Below are 15,079 nucleotides of genomic sequence, written 5' to 3'. Positions count from 1 at the left end.
GTTTCTTCGTCCCCTCATGCCGGGGTCACCGATGCCTGCCCCGACGCCCCACGCGTGAGGGCCGTGCCGCGGCCGGCCCGGGGTGCCGCCGTGCGGGGCTCAGCACACCCGCGGCGGCCACCACCCCGCACACCAGCACGGTGACCAGCCCGAACGAGACCGTCAGCGACGTCGCCTGCGCGATCGAGCCCACCGCCGACGGGGCGATCAGCCCCGCCGTGTAGACGATGGTCGCGACGCCCGCGATCGACTGGCTGGGCCTGGGCCCGCTCCGCCCGGCCGCCGCGAAGGCCAGCGGCACGACCAGGGCGACCCCCAGCCCCAGCAGCCCGAACCCGCCCACCACGGCGGCAGGGTGCACGGCCGCCACCACCACCGCCCCGCCGAGCACCGCGAGCACGCCGCCCGCGCGTACGGCCCGTACCGGTCCGAGGCGTTCCACCAGCTTGTCGCCCACCAGCCGGGCCACGGCCATGGTGCAGGCGAAGGCGGTGGTGGAGACCGCGGCGACACCCGCCGAGGTCCCCGCCACGTCCCGCAGATAGACCGCCGACCAGTCCAGGCTCGCTCCCTCGGCGAAGATCGCACAGAACCCGACCGCGCCGATGGCCAGCGCCGAGCGCGGCGGCAGGGCGAAGCGCGGCGGCGGCTGCTCGTCCGGAGCGCTCGGCAGGTCCAGCACGCCCCGGCAGACGAGGACGCCGAGCACGGTGAGGACGGCCGAGACGACGGGCAGATGCAGCCGGGCGTCGAGCTCGGCGTGCGCGGCGGCCGTGCCCACCGCGGACCCGGCCAGGACTCCCACGCTCCACATGCCGTGCAGACCGGACATGATCGAACGGCCGAGGCGCTGCTCGGTCTCGACGCCGAGCGCGTTCATCGCGACGTCCGCCATCCCGGAGGTGGCGCCGTACACGAACAGGGCGAGGCACAGCGTGTACAGGCCGGGGCAGAAGGCGGGCAGGGCGAGCGAGAGGCACCACAGCGCGAGCAGACAGCGCAACGCCGCCAGTGCGCCGAAGCGGTGGGTGATCCGCCCCGCCAGCGGCATGGCCACCGAGGCGCCGATCGCCGGACCCGCCAGAGCGATCCCGAGCTCCCCGGCGCTGACGCCCGCATGGTCCTGGATCCAGGGGACGCGGGTGGCGAAGGTCCCGGTGACCGCGCCGTGGACGGCGAACACCAGCGCGATGGCCCACCGCGCCCGTCGTAGTCGCCGCGGTGGGCAGTCCTGTCCTCCCGCGTCGGGGGCCGTGCTCATGGCCGCCCCTCCCTCACTGACGCAACGCGTCGGTCAGTGACGTGTGCAGCCGGTCCGTCGCCGCCGCGACGACCGTCCGGGACCGGGGTGTCATCGCGCTCCCCTCGACGGTGGTCGCCACTCCCCCCGCCTCACGCACGATGAGGGCCCCGGCCGCGTAGTCCCAGGGGCCGCCGTCCACTTCGACCATCGCGTCCACCGTGCCCGCGGCCAGCGCGCACAGCGCGCCGGCCCCGCAGCCGGTCATCCGCAGGGACCGGGTGGAAGGCGGCCACAGCGCCAGGGCGATGCGCTGGGCCTCCTCCCGCCAGGGTTCGTGGGAGGCGGAGCACACGACGACGGCGGCGGCCAGGCGGTCCTCCCCGCTGACGCGCAGCGGACGGCCGTTCAGATACGCGCCCTCGCCGAGCCGCGCGTGGTAGAGCGCGTCCGCCCCGGGGTCGTAGAACATCCCCAGCCGGACCTCGCCGCGGTGGGCGTAGGCGATGCTCACGCCCCACGGGCCGGAGCCCCGGGCGAAGTTGAGCGTCCCGTCGAGAGGGTCGATCAGCCACAGGTGATCGTCCTGGGCCCCCTGGGCTCCGCTCTCCTCGGCCAGGATGCCGTGGCCGGGATAGCGCGCCTGGACGGCCTCGACGATGAGCCGCTCGGACCGGAGGTCCGCCTCTGTGACCAGGTCCCAGCCGGACTTGCTCTCCTGCCGGTAGGTGCCGCTGTGGAAGAGGTCGGCCACGAGCGCGCCGGCGCGGCGCGCGAGGTCCGCCATGAAGTCGTGCATCGCGGTCCCCTATCCGGTGCCGTGCACGTACTGCGCGAAGAGCTCTTCGTGCTGTGCGTGGAACTCCCGCAGGATGGCGTTGTCCTCGTACGCCAGCTCATGGCGGTCCGCCTCGGTAGGGGTGAACCACCTGATGTCCTGTCCCTCGGTGAGCACGATGTCTTCGAGGTCGAAGGCCGCCTTCGCCCAGAAGGTGTGCTCGGTTCCGTAGGACCGGACGGCGGAGCAGTACGGATGGACGCCGGCCGGATCGAGGGCGACGCCCAGCTCCTCCTCGATCTCCCTGCGGATGCACTCGTCGGGGCTCTCCCCCGCTTCCAGGTGGCCTCCGGGCAGGCACCACTGGTTCGGGAAGGGGATGGAGGGCTTGTCGTCGCGTAGATACAGCAGGATCCCGCCGCGGTCGTTCACCAGAATGATGTTGGTGCCGTTGGTCATCTCGGGCATGTCGTCGCCGGCCTCTCAGCGCTGTACGGCGAGAGCCGTCTTGCGGACGGCCGCGATGACGCTCTCCACGTCGGCGGGTGTCATCTTCGGGAAGAGCGGCAGGGAGACGATGCGCTCCGACATGTCCCTGGCCACCGGCAGGTCGTCGGGGCGCATGCCCAACGCGTCGCGGTAGTAGGGCTGCAGGTGCATCGAGACGAAGTGGACTCCGGTGCCGATGCCCTCGGCCTTCAGCGCGGCCATGAACTCGTCACGGCTGATCGTCAGCAGGTCGGTGCGCAGCTCGAGGACGTACAGGTGGTGGACATGGCGGGAGTCCTCCCGCCTGGCGAGCGGGCGCAGGCAGGCCAGGTCGGCGAACGCCTCGTCGTACCGGCGGACGTAGCGCTCCCGTACGGCGATGAACTCCTCCAGCTTGGGGAGCTGGTGGATGCCGACCGACGCCTGCACGTCCGTCATGTTGTACTTGTAGCCGGGCTGGACGAGCTGCCAGTGCGGGGAGCCGTCGCTCGCCAGGCGCTTCCAGGCGTCCTTGGTGATGCCGTGCAGGCTGAGCACCCTGGCCTGCTCCGCGAGGTCGTCGTCGTCCGTGACGAGCAGGCCGCCCTCGATCGTGGTCATGTTCTTGGTGGGGTAGAAGCTGAACGCGGCGGCCGTGCTGAGCTTGCCGACCTTCACGCCGCGGTACTCGGCTCCCAGGGCGTGCGCCGCGTCCTCGATGACGGTCAGGCCGTGCCGCTTCGCGATCTCGTCGATCGCCGCCATGTCGCACGGCTGGCCCGTCATGTGCACGGGCAGGATGACCTTGGTGCGCGGGGTGATGGCGGCCTCGACGAGGGAGACGTCGATGTTCAGGGTGTCGGCTTCGACGTCGACGAAGACCGGCTTCGCGCCGAGGTGGACGACGACGTTGGCGGTGGCGGGCCAGGAGACGGGGGTGGTGATCACCTCGTCGCCGGGGCCCACGCCGGCTGCCGCGAGGGCCACGTGCAGGGCGCCCGTGCAGGAGTTGAGGGCGACCGCGTGCTTGACCCCGAGGTAGGACGCGCACAGCTCCTCGAAGCGCTTGGTCTTGGGTCCCGTGGTCAGCCAGCCGGACCGCAGCGTGTCGAGGACCTCGTCCTCCTCCGCCTTGCCCAGGTCAGGCAGCGCCAGGGGGAGGAAGGAGCGGCGTACGGGCTCCCCGCCGCGGTACGCGGGCTTCGCCAGGATCTCCCGCAGGGCCGTGACGGTGTGGTAGCGGGAGTCGCCGGCGTCCGGGAACACCCCGTCGGCGAGCGCCTTCTGGATCTCCAGGACGCCGTCGCGCGTGGTGTAGATCGGGCTGAACCCGGTGGCCTGCTCGAACCGCTGCGCGGAGACCTGATAGCTGCGCCGGTCGACCTGGTCGGGTATGAGGCGCAGTTCCACGTCGTCGAACGCCTCCACCACCTGCTGGGCGATGTCGCTCACCCGGTAGTTGGAGCCGGCCACGTTGAACACGCGGCCGCCGACGACGCGCTCCTCGGGCAGGCCGAGGCACAGCAGATAGGCCCGCGCGGCGTCCGCGACGTGGAGCAGGGGGCGCCACTGCTCGCCGTTGCCGTGGACCTGCACACGGCCGTCGGTCGCGGCGGACATCGTCATGATGTTGACCACCAGGTCGAAGCGCATGCGGGGCGACAGGCCGAAGAGGGTGGCCTTGCGCAGCGACACCGGGTGGAACGTTTCCGTCGCCAGGGCGAGCAGAGCCTTCTCCGCCTCCAGCTTGGTGCGCGCGTAGACGGTCAGCGGGCTGACGGCGTCGTCCTCGGTCCGCTGCTCGTCGCCGGCGGGGCCGTAGACGCTGCACGAGGAGGCGAAGAGGAACCGGCCGACCCCGCGTTCCCGGGCGGCCTCGGCCAGTGCGATCACGGCGTCGCGGTTGACCGCTTCCGTCCAGCCGGGGTGGAGGTCGCCGGCGGGGTCGTTGCTGAGAGCCGCCAGGGCGATGACGGCGTCCACGCCGTCCAGGAGCGTGGGGTCGAGATCGCGTACGTCGGCGTGGACCAGGTTCAGGGCGGGGTGGTCGAGCACCGGCTTCAGCACCTCGGTGCCGAAGTAGTACGTGTCGACCGCGGTGACCCGGTATCCCGATTCCAGCAGCAACGGGACGAGTACCGCGCCCAGATATCCGCCAGCGCCGGTGACCAGCACGCTGTCCGAGTGTTCCGGGGAATGCGTCGTCGATAAGCCAGCCATATCCGCATACTCCTCAAAGATGTCGGTCAAACTGCTCGCCGCCCTTCGGGCAGCCGTGTGGTTGTTTATCGCTCAGCGGCCGAGCGCCGCGAGGGCGCGTTTCACGCTGCGCACCGGGTCGTCGCCGACCGGGTGGAACATCACGGTGGTCGCACCGGCGTCCCAGAACGCCTCGACGGTTTCCGCGACCGATTCGGGTGTGCCGGCCGCCACATTGACGTCCGCTTTTTCCACCCCGAGGAATTCCGCGAATTCGTCGATGTACGGCCGCATCACGTCCTGGGTGCGCACGGGGTCGTCGTCGACGTAGAGGTGGGTGATCGCGACGAGTTCGTGCGGCCGCTGGGCGCCGGCGGCCGCCCGGCCGCGCTCGATGTGGGCCCACGCCTCCCGCACGTCCTGCGGTCTGCGGCCCTCGATGATGATGGTCCCGTCCGCCGCGCGCCCCGACAGTTCGAGGGACTTCGGCTTGACGACCCCGGCCACGATTGGGGGCACGACGGCCGGGGGGTGCACGAGGCTGACCCCGTCGATGTGCACGGCGCGGCCGTCCAGCCGTACCGTTTCGCCTGCGAGAAGGCCGCGCACGGCCACGATGGTCTCCTCGAGGAGCGCCAGCGGCGACGCCGCCTTGACGCCGACCTGCGCCATCCACTCCTGCACGCCGTGGCCGATGCCGACCAGCAGCCTGCCGGGGTGGAGCCTGGCCAGCGTGGCCAGTTCCATGGCCAGCAGGGCGGGGTTGCGCAGCGGTGCGGGCACGATGCCGATGCAGACCCGGACCCGCTCGGTCGCGCTCAGCACGGTCGCCGCGGCGGCGATGGATCCCGACCAGCCCAGGTCCTCGACCACCCATATGTCGTCGGCGCCTGACGCGTCGATTTCGCGCGCGAACGGAACCAGTTCCTCAGGGGGGAGGTCCCGGTGGAACATCACGCCTATGCGCCGGGCACTACGGCTTCTTTCCAAAGACATGGACCGAATGAGCCTTTCAAAAGGAATGAGGCAAGGTCGGGTGAAGCATCGTAGGCAGCAACTCGGGCCCATGGGAACGACTGTCAGAGGAATATGACGGCGTGACATAGGACACGTGGCACCGTCGGCCTTTCATGGCGCGGCACGGTGCGACGGCATGCCGATTCAGCCGTCCGCCGCCCCGGAAAGAATTCCAGGGTGATGGAAAGCCGGCGCCGTCCACGAATCGAGCGGCTACGGACCCGCTCTTGTTTTGAGGGCCTACTCCACCAACTCGTCAGGGCAGGGGGTGCCGCGCGGCAGCTTGTAGCGCGCCCCTATCCGGTACTCGCCGGCGCGCGGCGCGTGCAGCACCGTCCACTCGTCGTGCGACTGGCCTTCGTTCGCCTCCTGAGGGGCCTTGGTCAGACAGCCCTGGGCATTGACCGCGGGGAGGCCCTTGTCGCTCTTCTGCGGCCGCTTGACGTTGTTGCCCCGGCTGTCGATCAGGCCGAGCCACGGCGAGTACGGGATGCGGATGAGCACCCGGCCCGGCCTGTGCACCTGGAGGATCACCTCCTCGGCCCGCACCCGCGTCACCGTGGCCTCCGGTGCGGCCAACGGGGTGGGGTCCTGGACCTTGTAGAGCTTCCAGTTGGCGTCGGACCACAGCCGGTCCAGGTAGGGCTGCCCGCGCGCGACCAGTCGCGCCTCCGCCTCGCCGGCACCGTCCGGGTCGCCCGTGGGCAGCACGACGAACCGCACCGCCCAGTGGCGCAGCCACTGGTGATAGCCGGCCGGTGACAGCTGCTTGTCGCGGTCGTAGAACAGCGGGTTGCGTTCCATGTCCGCCTGGCGGTTCCAGCCGCGTGCCAGATTGACGTACGGGGCGAGCGCCGACGCCTCGCGGTGGCTGCGCACCGGGACCACCTCGACCCGGCCGCGGTCCGCCTCGACCCGGTCCAACTGGTCCAGCAGCGGCGCCAGCTCGCGCGCCCACGACGCGGTGGGCGTGGTCTTGACGACGTCGGTGGCGGCCTGCGCACCCTGCCACACGGTCACCACCACGACGGCCAGGGCCAGCACGGTCCGTCCGCGACCGGTGGCGCGCGGCCCGGCGGGGATGGGAGCCTTGACCGCCGGCAGCGCGGCGACCAGCACCACCCCGCCGAAGATCAGGCCGAAGCGGGTCATGTTGAGGCCGATCTGCGAGGGGATCAGCCAGACCAGTACCACTCCGACCGCGTAGAGGAGGGAGGTGAACCGCACCGTACGCCACTGCTTCGGTACGAAGACCCACGCCGCCGCGGAGCTCAGGACCGGCAGGATCACCATCGTGAGCTCCATCGGCATGGTGCCCGAGAAGGGGAACAGCCAGGCCGAGAGCCCGACCACGAGGACCGGCGAGCACCCGAGGGCGTAGGCGGCGGGGCGCCGCCCGGTCAGCCACAGTGCCGCGGCCACGATCCCCACGTACAGTCCCGCCACCGGGCTCGAGGCGGTGGCCAGCGCCGAGAGCAGGGCGGCGAGCCCGGCCCTGGGGAGCCGGTGCGACCACGCGCGCGAGCGTCGCTCCGCCGGCCACGAGAAGATCACGGCCACGGCTGCCAGGCCGAACATGAGGCCGATCCCGAACGTCACCCGGCCCGAGACCGCGTTGCAGAACAGCGCGAACGCGCCGTAGAGGGCAGGCCACAGCGGTCGGCGCACGGCGCGGCTGCGCATCAGGAGCACGGCCAGCAGCCCGGCGGAGATCGTGCCCACGATCACCATCGTCGTGCGGACCCCGACCGCCGCCATCAGGAACGGGGAGATGACACTGTACGAAACCGGGTGCATCCCGCCGTACCACGCGAGGTTGTACGCCGAGTCCGGGTGCTGGAGCGCGAACTCCGCCCACGCGTCCTGCGCGGCGAGATCACCACCGCTGTTGGCGATCAGCAGCACCCACACCAGGTGCAGGACCGCCGCCAGGGCCAGCGAGGCGACCACGGGGTGCCGCACCATGGCCCGTCCGCGTCGGCCGCCGGTCCGCTCCTCGCGGCCCGCCGTCGCCGACCGGCGCCGTAAGGATAAGTCGCTCTCCTCGGCGGCACCCTCGTCAAGAGTGGTCACTGCGGCTCCCCCCTGCCTTCCCCGACGCCATGTCCGCCCCTCCTGGCCCCCTGGCCCACTGGGCCCGGCACAGCGGGCCGTGCCGTGGGCGGTCCTCGACGCTAACACGCAATGTGTAAAGGGCAATTAACGGGTCGGCTCTGCGGCGCGGACGCCCGGTGCGGCGTCAGCCGCGCCTCATCCCTCGCCCATCCCCTCGAACCAGGTGGGTCCGCCGGCCGCCGCCTGCTTGATGCGGGTCACCGCGAACGGCTCCAGCTCGGGGAGCGCGTCCACGTCGAACCAGCCCACCTCCAGCGACTCGTCGTCGTTGACGCGCGCCTCGCCGCCCACCGCACGGCACAAGAAGCAGATGTCCATGAACTGGCAGACGTCGCCGTTGGGGTAGGTGACCTGCTTCAGGGCCTCGACCAGGAGGACCTTCCGCGGGGTGCAGCGGACCGCCGTCTCCTCGAAGACCTCGCGCACGATCGCCGCGGCGGGCTGCTCGCCGGGCTCGGGGATGCCACCGATGATCGACCAGCCGCCGGTGTCGGCGCGGCGGCCGAGCAGGACCCGCCCTTCGTCGTCGAGGACGATGGCGCTGACGCCGGGCATCCAGAGCAGTCGGCTGCCCGCGACGGCGCGCAGATCGCGGATGAAGTCGGGAATCGGCATGTCGCGAGCCTAGTCGCAGCCGCGCCGGACCATGACGAGCCCGGGGTGGGTGCGGGGCGTCGGCGGGCGGGCCGGGTCAGGCGGAGGCGGTGCGGCCGCCGCCGCCGAGCATGCGCAGGCGCGCACGGATCACGCGGACGGCCGCTTCGGCGTCGTCCACGGTGACGGTGAACGTCCGGCCGTCGCCGAGCCGGACCACCAGACCCTCGCCCCGCCGTACGACGACGGCCGTGCCCTTCTCCGGACGCCAGCGGTAGCCCCAGCCACCCCACTGGCGCGGAGTGACGCGCGGGTCGAAGTCGGCGCCGACGACGTGGCTGAGCGGAATGCGGGTACGGGGTACGCCGATGTGGCCGCAGCGGACCTCGAGGGTGTCCTTGTCGACCCGGACGGCGACGTGCACGAAGGCGAGGGTGCCGTAGAGGATCAGCAGCCCGGCGGCGACGCAGCCGACGACCGCCATCACCAAGGGGGCGAGGCCGGAGGACCACGCGCTGTCGACGGCGAGCTCGATGCCGAGCGCCAGGCAGGCGGCGCCGGCACCCGCCAGCAGCCACTGGACCCGGTTGGTGGCCCGGCCGGTCCACACGGCGGGCAACGTCGCGCCCTGCTGGTCGTTCCCGTCGTTCCCGGAGTTCTGCGAGCCCTCGTGAGCCTGCGGGCCCTCGGAGTGGTCCCTCATACAGGGCAGCCTACTCACGTTCCGCCACCGTGGCAGGGGTGCGCGCGGAAGGACCAGGACGGCCGGGACAGGGGGTGTGTCAGGGGCGGGCGGCGCTGACCGCGGGGAGCGAACGGCCCTCGGCGTAGGTCAGCGAGGCCGCCTCGAGCTCTGCCTCGCGACCGCCGAACAGCACGGTCAGGCTGCCCGTCGGCGCGGCGTCGGGGGCGGGCTCGGCGCCGATGCGGCGCAGCGCCTGCGCGGCGACGGCCGTGGCGGAGTGGTAGAGCTCCAGCGGCGGCTGCGAGGGGTCCTGGACGGCCGCGCGAATGCGCTCCGCGACGAGCTCGTAATGGGTGCAGCCCAGGACGACGCCCCTTACATGGCGCGGTGTGGCGGCGGCCGCCGCCTTCACCGCGATCTCGATGGCGTCGGTGTCGGCCCGCTGCACGGCGTCGGCGAGGCCCGGGCAGGGCACTTCGGTCACCTCGACGTGGGAGGCGAAGTCACGGATCAGGCCCCGCTGGTAGTGGCTGCCGGTGGTGGCCGGGGTGGCCCAGATGGCGATCGGGCCGCCGGCCGCCGCGGCGGGCTTGATCGCGGGCACGGTGCCGATGACCGGGAGCTCCGGTTCCAGCTCCGCGCGTATCGCGGCCAGCGCGTGGACGGAGGCGGTGTTGCAGGCGATGATCAGCGCGTCCGGGCGGTGCGCCGCGGCGGCCCGGGCGCAGGCCAGGGCGTGCTCCGTGACGTCCTCGGGAGTCCGCGGGCCCCAGGGCATGCTGGCGGGGTCGGAGGAGAGGACGAGATCGGCGTCGGGTCGCAGCCGGTGCACGGCGGCGGCCGCCGCCAGTAGGCCATTGCCGGAGTCCATGAGCGCGATCTTCACCCGCTCACTTTAATCGATCCGGCAACCGGAGCGGTCTGGCGGGCCGCCCGGCCCGGTGCCCCCGGCCATGGCACCGGCCCGGCGCCGGCCGGCTTCGCGCGGGCACCGCCGGCCCGGTGACCCGCCGGGGCGCGGTGGCCGCTTTCCGCCCGCGGCCGGTGTCCGTGCGGCAGACTGCGGCGGGTGAGCGCGCTGACGTGGATCACTGCCGGTTCCCTTGCCGCGTGGGGGTGGCTGCTCCTGGGGCAGGGCTTCTTCTGGCGTACGGACGTCGGACTTCCGCGGCGTACCCCGCCCGCGGACTGGCCGGCGGTCGCGATCGTGGTGCCCGCCCGGGACGAGGCCCAGGTGCTGCCGTCGAGCCTGCCGTCGCTGCTGGCCCAGGACTATCCGGGACGGGCGGAGGTTTATCTCGTCGACGACGGCAGTACGGACGGAACGGGCGAGCTGGCCCATGCGCTCGCCAAGGAGCACGGGGGTCTGCCGCTGACCGTGGACTCGCCCGGAGAGCCCGGCCCGGGCTGGACGGGCAAGCTGTGGGCGGTCCGGCACGGCATGGCGCTCGCGCGCGACCGCATGGACGCCGAGTACCTGCTGCTGACGGACGCGGACATCGCCCACGCCCCCGACAGCCTGCGGGAATTGGTCGCGGCGGCCCGCTCGGAAGGGCTGGACCTGGTGTCGCAGATGGCCCGGCTGAGGGTGGTCACCTTCTGGGAGCGGCTGATCGTCCCGGCCTTCGTGTACTTCTTCGCGCAGCTGTACCCCTTCCGCTGGGTCAACCGGCCCGGCGCGCGGACCGCGGCGGCCGCCGGCGGATGCGTCCTCCTGCGCCGGGACGCCGCGCAGCGGGCGGGCGTCCCGGACACCATCCGGCAGGCGGTCATCGACGACGTGTCGCTGGCCCGGGCCGTCCAGCGCTCCGGCGGCCGGATCTGGCTGGGGCTGGCCGGGGGCGTGACCAGCGTGCGGCCGTACCGGGGGCTCGGCCCGCTGTGGCGGATGGTCTCGCGCAGCGCCTACGCGCAGTTGCTGCACCATCCGCTGCTGCTCGCCGGGACGGTCGCGGGAATGGCCGTGATCTACCTCGCGCCGCCGGTGGCCGTGGTGGCGGGTGCGGCCTCCGGCGCCGTCGTGCCAACGGCGCTGGGCGCGGGCGCGTGGGCGGTGATGACCGGGACGTACCTGCCGATGCTGCGCTATTACCGCCGGCCGCTGTGGCTCGCGCCGCTGCTGCCGGTCACGGCCCTGCTGTACCTGCTGATGACGGTGGACTCGGCGGTGCAGCACTACCGGGGCCGGGGCGCGGCCTGGAAGGGGCGTACGTACGCCCGTCCCGAGGCCATGCCCTAGGGCCGCCGCGGGGGACGGCTCACTTGCGGCCGGGCGTCCACCGCAGTCCCCAGCCGTAGGCCTGGTCCAGGGCGCGCTGCGGGCTGACGCCGCGGTCGGGCACCAGGTAGCGGGCTTCGCGCTGGACGACGAGGTCACCGCCGTTGTTGGTGATGAGGGCGAGCGCACAGACGTTGGACTGCACGGTGCACTCGTCGAGCGCGAAGTCGATCGCCGCGCCGCGCTGTGGCTGGAGGGTGACGGTGGCGTTGAGACCGGCGAAGCTGCGGGCGCCCTCGTAGATGGTGACGAAGACGAGGATGCGTCGGAAGGCGTTGATGTGGTCGAGGTTGATCGTGAGATTCTCGCCGGACTCCACCGCACCGGTGCGGTCGTCGCCGTCGAGGTGGATGTAGGGCGGCTGGCGCAGCGAGCCGAAGGAGTTGCCGAGGGCCTGCACCACGCCCTTGCTGCCGTCGCTGAGCTCGAAGAGGGCCCCGAGGTCGAGGTCCAGGCTCGTGGACGCGGCCATGGCCTGGCTCAGCCGCCGGCCCCAGCCGGTGGCGACGGGCCTGAGCATCTGCCAGTTGAGGTTGACGCGCATGGCGCCCGAGGTGCCGCCCTGTTTGGCCAGGGAGACGGTCGGGGCGTCCTTGGTGAGCGTGACCTTGGCCGGCGGGGCGGGGCGGGAAGCGGCGGCCGGCGTGGCGGGTGCCGGTACGCCGCGCGACGGGACGGTGGGCGACGACGCGGCGGCCCGGGGCGCCGCGGGGGCCGGAGCCGGTGCGGAGGGCGCGGCGGCACGGGGCGGCGGTACGGGCGCCTGCCGCGGTTCGTCGACGGTGATGCCGTAGTCGGTCGCCAGGCCCGCGAGGCCGCTGTCGTAGCCCTGCCCCACGGCGCGGAACTTCCACTCGCCCTGTCGCCGGTAGAGCTCGCCGAGGACGAAGGCGGTCTCGACGGTGGCGTCCCGGCTGTCGAAGCGGGCCAGCTCCGCGCCGCCGCCGGCGTCCAGGACCCGGATGTGGAGTCCGGGTACCCGCCCGAAGCTGCCGCCGTCGGCCGACGCCGCGAGCACGATGCTCCCGACGGCGCCCTCGACGGCGCGGAGATCGACGGTGAGGGTGTCGGTCACGCCATCGCCCGCGGGGCGTTTGCCTTCGTGCCGCACCGCGCCGGAGGCGTGCGATGGCTGGTTATAGAAGACGAAATCCGCGTCCGAGCGGACTTTGCCGGCCGCCAGCAAAAGAGCCGAGGCGTCGACGTCGGGCACACCGGGGCCCGTGCGCCAGCCCACTTCGATCCGTACCACCTGTGCAGGAATCCGGATATTGGCGCCTTTCAGCATGCCCATGTCCCACCCCTCCGTGCGGCTCCGAAATGAGCCGGTCTTTACACGATTCCAACGTACCTTGGCGACCGATTTTCCCGGGTTCGCTCGCATTGGTCTTCGACAGCCCTCGCGACCACCGGAATCAACCCCCATACCGGGCTCCCCAACCGGCACACCATGGGCTTAACTTATGGGCTATGACCTCCCCCCGCAGCACCTACGGCGGCGGCTACTACGCCTCGTCGTCTTTTCCGGACACCCCCATCTACGACAGCCTCGTCGCCGAGCGGGGGACCCCCCAGATCGCGCCGATCCGGGTCGCGTCGCCGTACGACTTCGGCAACAGCAACTTCGGCAACAGCAGCCTCCCCGCCCTGCCGGCCCTGCCCTCCGGCCCGTCCTCCCCTCCGGGCCCGCAGGTCCCGCAGGGCGGCTACGCCGGCCAGGCCCCGCAGTACGGCCAGCAGGGCGGCGGGCTGCAGCAGGCGCCCGCCCCGTACATCCCGCAGCAGGCCTCGGCCCCGCGCGGCTACCCGGGACCGCAGCAGTACCAGCAGCGCCCGGCGCCGGGGGGATATGAGGGGATGCGTCCGGTGGCGCCCCGTCCGGCCTCGTACGAGGAGCAGTACGGCAACCGCCCCTACCCGGAGCAGGGAGGCTACTGACCGCGGCCCGGGCGGGGTCCGCCGTCCCGGCGGGTCCGGCCCGTCCTGCCAACTGTCATATCCGGCTGGCAAGATGGGCACATGTCCAAGCCTGTACTGAACGCGATCCATTTCTATCCGGTCAAGTCGATGGCGGGGTGCGTGCCGGACGAGGCGGTCGTGGAGCCGTGGGGGCTCGCCGGGGACCGGAGGTGGATGGCGGCGACGCCGGAGGGCCGGTGCATCACCCAACGACAACAGCCGACGCTCGCCTTGGCGTCGGCCGAGCCGCTGCCGGGCGGCGGGGTCCGGCTCACCGCCCCGGGGGTCGCGCCGCTCGACGTCGCCGCGCCGGCGGCCGGGGGCGGCACGACCACCGTGGAGCTGTTCGACGACAAGGTGGAGGCGATACGGGCGGGGGCCGCGGCCGACGCCTGGCTGAGCGCCCTCCTGGGCACCGGCGCCCAGCTGCTGTACATGGACGATCCCGCGCGGCGCCGCCCGATCGACCAGCGGTACGCGGCCCCCGGTGAGACGGTCAGCTTCGCCGACGGCTATCCGCTGCTGCTCACCACGACCGCCTCGCTGCGGGCGCTCAACTCCCTGATCGCCGGGGGCGACCACCCCGGCGAGGGCCCGCTGCCCATGGACCGCTTCCGGCCCAACGTCGTCGTCGACGGCACCGAGCCCTGGGCCGAGGACCACTGGCGCCGGGTGCGCGTCGGCGAGGTCGTCTTCCGCGTCGTCAAGCCGTGCGGCCGCTGCGTCATCACCACCACCGACCAGCACACGGCCGAGCGCGGCAAGGAGCCGCTGCGGACGCTCGCCCGGCACCACCGCATCGGCAAGTCGCTGGTGTTCGGCCAGAACCTGATCCCGGAGCACACCGGCGTCGTGCGCGTCGGGGACCCCGTGGAGATCCTCGGCTGACATCCCCCCGGCACGGCCACCCCCGGCCCGCCCGCCGCGCATCGCGCTGCCGACACGCCCCCTTTCACGGTCCTTCCACGGCCCTTCACGTCTCTTGACGCCGCACGTCAACGCGCCGCCGCTGCCGACATCCGCGGGGGGTGAATTTGCTCTCTCCGCCGCCTTCCTCCGCATGCGATGCCCTGTGTGAGGTATTTACGGACGCGTAGGGGGTGAGCACCATGCGTGCGACGGCGTTCGTATGGCGGTGGCGACGCAATCCGCTGCGCCGCCGGAGCGATGTCCTCCAGGCCTGGGTGGGGGTGGCCGCCGTGGTGCTGATGCTCGTGCTGGGACCGGCCGTCGGCTGGGTCACCGGCTCCCTCGCCCACGAAGCGCTGCGCAAGACCGTGCGCGAGCAGCAGCTGCACCGGCACCTGGTGAGCGCCACCACCGTGCGCTCGGTATCGGGCGGATCCGACGGCACCGACCACGAGTCCACCGCCGGCCGCGAGGGCTACCGCCGGGTCCTCGCCCGCTGGCAGGACCCGGCGGGCCGGGTCCGCACGGGACTGGTGGCCGTCCGTCAGCCCGCACGCCCCGGCGAGCGGTTCCCGCTGTGGACGGACGACCGGGGCCAGGTCACCGGCCGCCCCATGGACGACGCCACCGCCACCGTGCACACCGTCCTCGCCGGCCTGGGCTCCGCCGCAGCCGCGGCCGGCCTGGTGGAGGGGGCGCGGCGCCTGGTGGTCTGGCGCCTCGCCCAACGCCGGTCCGCGCAATGGGACCGGGCCTGGGAGCGGGCCGCGCACACCTGGGGCCGGGCGGACGCGGGAAGCTGACCGCGCCCGGCGGGGCGGATCGATTCCCGTTGCG

The 15,079-nt window shown here is 72.7% G+C and carries 14 protein-coding genes; 4 read left to right on the top strand and 10 right to left on the bottom strand.

From position 1 onward, the window contains the following. Positions 1-25: 25 nt before the first annotated feature. The 9 genes from ABZ956_RS07525 to ABZ956_RS07485 all read right to left on the bottom strand — a co-directional run bounded on the left by ABZ956_RS07525 (position 26) and on the right by ABZ956_RS07485 (position 9,982). The gene (locus ABZ956_RS07525) at positions 26-1,261 is read right to left on the bottom strand and encodes an MFS transporter (protein ID WP_361888385.1); all 1,236 of its coding nucleotides are present in this window, start codon (positions 1,259-1,261) and stop codon (positions 26-28) included. A gap of 13 nt (positions 1,262-1,274) precedes the next feature. After that, the gene (locus tag ABZ956_RS07520) at positions 1,275-2,039 is read right to left on the bottom strand and encodes an inositol monophosphatase family protein (protein ID WP_361888382.1); all 765 of its coding nucleotides are present in this window, start codon (positions 2,037-2,039) and stop codon (positions 1,275-1,277) included. A 9-nt stretch (positions 2,040-2,048) separates the two neighbouring features. Continuing rightward, positions 2,049-2,486 carry an NUDIX domain-containing protein gene (locus tag ABZ956_RS07515; RefSeq protein ID WP_361888380.1) on the bottom strand — a complete coding sequence of 146 codons (438 nt, stop codon included), beginning with the start codon at positions 2,484-2,486 and terminating at the stop codon, positions 2,049-2,051. A 15-nt stretch (positions 2,487-2,501) separates the two neighbouring features. Further along, positions 2,502-4,706 carry an aminotransferase class I/II-fold pyridoxal phosphate-dependent enzyme gene (locus ABZ956_RS07510; protein WP_361888378.1) on the bottom strand — a complete coding sequence of 735 codons (2,205 nt, stop codon included), beginning with the start codon at positions 4,704-4,706 and terminating at the stop codon, positions 2,502-2,504. Between the two features lie 72 nt (positions 4,707-4,778). Next, a complete protein-coding gene (locus ABZ956_RS07505) occupies positions 4,779-5,681 on the bottom strand; it encodes an LLM class flavin-dependent oxidoreductase (protein ID WP_361888376.1) in 903 nt (300 codons plus the stop codon). 261 nt (positions 5,682-5,942) lie between these two features. Next, positions 5,943-7,667, bottom strand: coding sequence for an MFS transporter (locus ABZ956_RS07500; protein ID WP_361889390.1), 1,725 nt, complete (start codon positions 7,665-7,667; stop codon positions 5,943-5,945). A 285-nt stretch (positions 7,668-7,952) separates the two neighbouring features. After that, positions 7,953-8,432: an NUDIX domain-containing protein gene (locus ABZ956_RS07495; RefSeq protein ID WP_361888373.1), complete on the bottom strand. Its 480-nt coding sequence runs from the start codon at positions 8,430-8,432 to the stop codon at positions 7,953-7,955. A 76-nt stretch (positions 8,433-8,508) separates the two neighbouring features. Continuing rightward, positions 8,509-9,114 carry a hypothetical protein gene (locus ABZ956_RS07490; protein ID WP_361888370.1) on the bottom strand — a complete coding sequence of 202 codons (606 nt, stop codon included), beginning with the start codon at positions 9,112-9,114 and terminating at the stop codon, positions 8,509-8,511. A gap of 79 nt (positions 9,115-9,193) precedes the next feature. Further along, positions 9,194-9,982, bottom strand: coding sequence for an aspartate/glutamate racemase family protein (locus ABZ956_RS07485; protein ID WP_361888368.1), 789 nt, complete (start codon positions 9,980-9,982; stop codon positions 9,194-9,196). A gap of 192 nt (positions 9,983-10,174) precedes the next feature. On the opposite strand from ABZ956_RS07485, the gene ABZ956_RS07480 reads away from it, so the two are divergent. Continuing rightward, positions 10,175-11,335, top strand: a complete 1,161-nt coding sequence (locus tag ABZ956_RS07480; protein ID WP_361889387.1) for a glycosyltransferase — start codon at positions 10,175-10,177, stop codon at positions 11,333-11,335. Between the two features lie 19 nt (positions 11,336-11,354). Here ABZ956_RS07480 and ABZ956_RS07475 read toward each other — a convergent pair whose 3' ends face one another. Then, positions 11,355-12,668 carry a TerD family protein gene (locus tag ABZ956_RS07475; protein ID WP_361888365.1) on the bottom strand — a complete coding sequence of 438 codons (1,314 nt, stop codon included), beginning with the start codon at positions 12,666-12,668 and terminating at the stop codon, positions 11,355-11,357. Between the two features lie 176 nt (positions 12,669-12,844). On the opposite strand from ABZ956_RS07475, the gene ABZ956_RS07470 reads away from it, so the two are divergent. The 3 genes from ABZ956_RS07470 (at position 12,845) to ABZ956_RS07460 (ending at position 15,045) form a co-directional block, all read left to right on the top strand. Then, positions 12,845-13,312 (top strand): DUF6643 family protein, encoded by a 468-nt coding sequence (locus ABZ956_RS07470; protein WP_361888362.1) that lies wholly within the window; start codon positions 12,845-12,847, stop codon positions 13,310-13,312. A gap of 81 nt (positions 13,313-13,393) precedes the next feature. Beyond that, the gene (locus ABZ956_RS07465) at positions 13,394-14,221 is read left to right on the top strand and encodes an MOSC N-terminal beta barrel domain-containing protein (RefSeq protein ID WP_361888359.1); all 828 of its coding nucleotides are present in this window, start codon (positions 13,394-13,396) and stop codon (positions 14,219-14,221) included. Between the two features lie 221 nt (positions 14,222-14,442). Next, on the top strand, positions 14,443-15,045 hold the full coding sequence (locus tag ABZ956_RS07460) for a hypothetical protein (protein WP_361888356.1): 603 nt from the start codon (positions 14,443-14,445) through the stop codon (positions 15,043-15,045). Positions 15,046-15,079: the final 34 nt, after the last annotated feature.

The organism is Streptomyces sp. NPDC046261 (assembly GCF_040646235.1).
GTDB lineage: Bacteria > Actinomycetota > Actinomycetes > Streptomycetales > Streptomycetaceae > Streptomyces.
This window is presented reverse-complemented; position numbering and strand designations above follow the sequence as displayed.

Coding starts and splice junctions, on each gene's coding strand:
- ABZ956_RS07525 (WP_361888385.1), bottom strand. CDS start 1,261: ATGAGCACGGCCCCCGACGCGGGAGGACAGGACTGCCCACCGCGGCGA.
- ABZ956_RS07520 (WP_361888382.1), bottom strand. CDS start 2,039: ATGCACGACTTCATGGCGGACCTCGCGCGCCGCGCCGGCGCGCTCGTG.
- ABZ956_RS07515 (WP_361888380.1), bottom strand. CDS start 2,486: ATGCCCGAGATGACCAACGGCACCAACATCATTCTGGTGAACGACCGC.
- ABZ956_RS07510 (WP_361888378.1), bottom strand. CDS start 4,706: ATGGCTGGCTTATCGACGACGCATTCCCCGGAACACTCGGACAGCGTG.
- ABZ956_RS07505 (WP_361888376.1), bottom strand. CDS start 5,681: ATGTCTTTGGAAAGAAGCCGTAGTGCCCGGCGCATAGGCGTGATGTTC.
- ABZ956_RS07500 (WP_361889390.1), bottom strand. CDS start 7,667: ATGGTGCGGCACCCCGTGGTCGCCTCGCTGGCCCTGGCGGCGGTCCTG.
- ABZ956_RS07495 (WP_361888373.1), bottom strand. CDS start 8,432: ATGCCGATTCCCGACTTCATCCGCGATCTGCGCGCCGTCGCGGGCAGC.
- ABZ956_RS07490 (WP_361888370.1), bottom strand. CDS start 9,114: ATGAGGGACCACTCCGAGGGCCCGCAGGCTCACGAGGGCTCGCAGAAC.
- ABZ956_RS07475 (WP_361888365.1), bottom strand. CDS start 12,668: ATGGGCATGCTGAAAGGCGCCAATATCCGGATTCCTGCACAGGTGGTA.
- ABZ956_RS07470 (WP_361888362.1), top strand. CDS start 12,845: ATGACCTCCCCCCGCAGCACCTACGGCGGCGGCTACTACGCCTCGTCG.
- ABZ956_RS07465 (WP_361888359.1), top strand. CDS start 13,394: ATGTCCAAGCCTGTACTGAACGCGATCCATTTCTATCCGGTCAAGTCG.
- ABZ956_RS07460 (WP_361888356.1), top strand. CDS start 14,443: ATGCGTGCGACGGCGTTCGTATGGCGGTGGCGACGCAATCCGCTGCGC.